Origin of the sequence: Lentzea sp., from assembly GCF_036380075.1 — a bacterium.
Taxonomy (GTDB): Bacteria; Actinomycetota; Actinomycetes; order Mycobacteriales; family Pseudonocardiaceae; genus Lentzea.
The window spans coordinates 1-3,744 of sequence record NZ_DASVFL010000070.1 but is presented as its reverse complement, the minus strand read 5'-3'; the positions used below and the strand labels follow the sequence as shown (position 1 = coordinate 3,744).

At 68.4% G+C, this 3,744-nt stretch carries 3 protein-coding genes; 2 read left to right on the top strand and 1 reads right to left on the bottom strand.

Translation table 11 applies throughout. The annotated features are described in order from the left end of the window. Window positions 1-92: 92 nt before the first annotated feature. Window positions 93-497, top strand: a complete 405-nt coding sequence (locus VF330_RS08870) for an ATP-binding protein (RefSeq protein ID WP_330851029.1) — start codon at window positions 93-95, stop codon at window positions 495-497. Between the two features lie 158 nt (window positions 498-655). Here the strand turns inward: VF330_RS08870 and VF330_RS08865 are convergent, their stop codons facing one another. Continuing rightward, complete coding sequence (locus VF330_RS08865; protein ID WP_330851028.1) at window positions 656-2,449, bottom strand: Hsp70 family protein; 1,794 nt, start codon at window positions 2,447-2,449, stop codon at window positions 656-658. A 287-nt stretch (window positions 2,450-2,736) separates the two neighbouring features. Here VF330_RS08865 and VF330_RS08860 point away from each other — a divergent pair, with 287 nt between their 5' ends. Continuing rightward, window positions 2,737-3,690: an IniB N-terminal domain-containing protein gene (locus VF330_RS08860; RefSeq protein ID WP_330851027.1), complete on the top strand. Its 954-nt coding sequence runs from the start codon at window positions 2,737-2,739 to the stop codon at window positions 3,688-3,690. The last annotated feature ends 54 nt before the right edge of the window (window positions 3,691-3,744 follow it).

Genomic DNA, 3,744 nt, shown 5'->3' with positions numbered 1-3,744 from the left:
CCCGCTCGTGACGAGCACCCCAACCCACCGGGTTTTGCCCGGTTCAGCCGAGGTACCTCCTGGACGTGACGCCAGAAGAAGGAAGCCCTGTCGTGGCTGACGCGGATCCTGGTGGCGAGTGGAGCACACGCGAACTCGTTCGCGATGTCGACGACATCGCCGAGGTGCGCAGATGGGCTCGGCCGGTGCTGCGCGACCTGGTCGAGGACGACCTCGTCGACGTGCTCCTCGTCATCTCGGAACTCGTGTCCAACGTGTTCGACCACGCCCGGTTCCCGGCACGGCTCATGCTGCGCACGTCGGCCGATCCCTGCGTCGTCACCATCGTCGCCGAGGACTCCTCGCCTGCCATGCCCCGGTTGCGATCTCCCGCACTCGACTCGGTGCGCAACCGCGGACTGGTGATCGTGGACAAGTTGTCCGAACGGTGGGGTGTGGTTCGGCGCGCAACGGGCAAGTCCGTGTGGGCTGTCGTGCCGTGCACGACGATGTCCTGACCAACCTCATTTGCCGACGCGATGTCAGCGTGTGCACCCGCCGCTGGCCGCAGGTGCCGCGTGAGCGAACAAGCCGCCAGGTCGAGTCCGCCGCAACTCAGCACATCCGACACCGGGAGCCGTCATGTGGAGCGCATCCGGCGGGCTCGTTCGCCGGCTCAGGTCATCTGCGCACTCGTCGGCGGCGGGTCCTGAGTCGTCGGCGTCGGATCCTGCGTGGTCGCGGGCGGACCGACGGTCGTGAGCGGTGGCGCTTCGGTCGGCGGGGGCGGATCTTGGGTCGTGGGCGTCGGATCCTGCGTCGTCGGCAGTGGATCCTGCGTGGCCGGGGGTGGGTTCTGCGTGGTGGCGGTCGGGTCCTGGGTCGTCGCGGTAGGGTCCTGTGTGGTCGCAGTCGGGTCCTGCTGTGTGTTCGAAGGGCTCTGCAGGATCCCCAGAGGCGTGCCGCTGGAGTCCGGAGTGGACGTTCCGGCCGCTGGCGCGGGCGTCGCCGTGCTCGCGTTGGAGGTCAGGCCCTCGTCCGGGATGTTCGGTCCTGCCTTGCGCTTCGTCTGCGCAACGGTGGGGTTCGACCGGTCCTGCCGCTGCGCCACGGGTGACTGCTGCGGTTGTGCCTGCGGCTGTTGCGGTGATGCCGCCTGCGCGGCGGGCGAGGAGGAGGACGATGACTCGAGACTGTCGGGGGTGATGTCGACGGTGATGGCGCTCAAAGCGGCTATCCCGCTGACCGCGAGCACGGTGGCACCCACCAGCACCTTGGGGCGCAGCAGCCGCCGGCGTGGCTCGGGCCGGGGAAGCACCAGCGGGATGTTCTCGACCTCCGGCCGGGCCGGGGGCTGCGTGGCACTGGAGACCACCGGAGCGGTGGCTTTCTCCACGGGGACGACGGTCCGAGCCGCGCCCTGTGCGACGGTGCTCTTGGGGTCGCAGTCCACGACCACGGCCCTGCCCAGTTGCTGTGACAGCAACTGGCTCACCAGGGGGATCCGCGAGGAGCCGCCGATCAGCAGCACCGCGTCGACGTCCGCTTCGGTCAGGCTCGCCGAACGGATGGTGCTGCGCAGCAGCTCGACGGTGTCCTCCAGCGCGGGGCGGATCAACGCCTCGAACTCGCCGCGGGTCATCCGTGCTTGGGACTGCACACCGGGCAGCAGCACAGGAATGGTGACCTCGGTGTCGGTGGACAGCGCCTCCTTCGCCTCGGTGCACTCACGCCGCAACCTCGCCGCCGCGGACATCGCCACCTCGTCGTCCGGCACGAGATCGCCGAGCCCTTCCGCGAACGCTCCCCGCAGGTGCCCGAAGACGGCGTCGTCGAAGTCGACACCGCCCAGCCGCTCGACACCGGCGGGCTCCCCGAGGAGCTCGAACCGGACGTCGTCGATCTTGCGCAGCACGGCGGCGTCGAAGGTGCCGCCACCGAGGTCGTAGACCGCGACGGTGCTGCCGGCTTCGACGCGTTCGATGCTGCTGTACTCGAACGCGGCGGCCTCGGGTTCGCTGAGCAGCACCGCGTCACCCAGTCCCTCGTCGTCCAGCGCCTCGGCGAGCAGGCCCTTCTTGTGTTCGCCCCACCCGGCGGGGTGCGTGATGGCGAGCCGGTCGGGCAGGCCGCCTTCTCGCTCGGCCGTGCGGTCGACCACCCACCGGGCCAGCCGGGCGGCGAGTGCGTGGGCGGTGTGCGGCTGACCTGCGAGCAGCATCGGTGTCCTGTCTCCGATGCGGCGCTTGAACTCCCGGGCCACCCCTTCCGGGACTGTCAGCGCGCGCCGTTCGGCCGCTTCGCCCACCAGCACCGTCCCGTCGGTGCCGAAGAACAACACCGAGCTCGTCGAGCTCGATCTCGAGCCGAGCGGCAGCACTTCGACCTTGCCCCACCCACCCCCGGACTTGCGGCAGACCGCGGCGGCGGTGAAGGTCGTTCCCAAGTCGACGCCAAGTACGTAGGACATCCGCGTCGCCTCCGATCGGGTAGCAGAAAGTCACGGAACGTCATCAGCAGGACCATCGCCTCGGGCATCGGCACCGTCGCGCTCCACTGGAAAAATCGCCAGGGCGTCGGCAGGCATTACCGCTCCACTCCCCTAATTTCTCACTTCGCACGATCCCCTAACGGCCGCTTCGTGGCCCCCAACGCAGGGTCGGGTGGAACAGGGATCTCATCCCGATTGCACGGGGGTTTTCGCTACGTACGGTTATCGGCATCAGCTTCGAACGAAGGGTGCCTCCGATGGCCAACATGAGCCTTCTCCAGTTCATCCTCAGCCTGCTCCACGACGAGGACGCACGTGCCGAGTTCCACGCCAGCCCTCAGCGGGTGCTGAGCGAGCACGGGTTCGACGACCTGTGCGGCGCCGACGTCCGCGACGCGAGACCGCTCATCGTGGACAGCGTGCAGACCGCGCAGAGCAACTCGTTCGACCGGGAGTTGAACGGCGGTGGCAACGGCAACAGCCCGCACGTGCACCACGCGCCGCCGCCTCCGCCGCCGCCCGCTCACGGCGACGACGGCATGCACGGGGCCATCCGCGAGATCAACTACATCACGCAGCACTACTCGTGGAGCGACAGCCACAACACCGTGCTGGACAACTCGGTGAACCAGAACATCTGGGCCGACGGTGACGTGATGCAGTGGTTCGACAACGACCCCGTGGTCGCGTCCGGCGACGGCGCCGTGGCCGCGGGCGACGACATCATGGGCACCGTGACCACGGGCGACCGCAACGTCGTCGGCGACGGCAACGACGTCAACCACGTGGGATCCGCCGCGGCGAGCAACGGCGGCGCCGTCGTGATCGGCGAGGGGCCGGCGTCGGGGAACTACGAGGTCAGCGACAACTCGACCGACGTCGAGGCCTACGGCTCCGGCAACGTCGCGGTCGCGAGCAACGGCAGCGAGACCGACCAGCGCGACTCCCACGACACCGACAACAGCCTGGACGTCGACGACTCCTTCAACACGGACAACAGCGTCGACATCGACGACTCGTTCAACCGCGAGACGGAGACCAACACCGACAACAGCGCCGACGACTCGTTCAACACCGACAACAGCATCGACGACTCGTTGAACACCGACAACAGCGTCGACGTCGACGACTCGTTCAACGACACCGACGTGGCGTCGAACAACGACACGGACATCGCGTCGAACAACGCCATCGACGTGGCACTCCTCCCGATCGGCTGAACCACGGTCCCAAGTGGCGGCGTCCCGCGAGATGTCGTCCCCTATGGACCACGG

Excerpts from the sequence above, each read along its gene's own strand:
- VF330_RS08860 (WP_330851027.1), top strand. The coding sequence starts at position 2,737 with ATGAGCCTTCTCCAGTTCATCCTCAGCCTGCTCCACGACGAGGACGCA.
- VF330_RS08865 (WP_330851028.1), bottom strand. The coding sequence starts at position 2,449 with ATGTCCTACGTACTTGGCGTCGACTTGGGAACGACCTTCACCGCCGCC.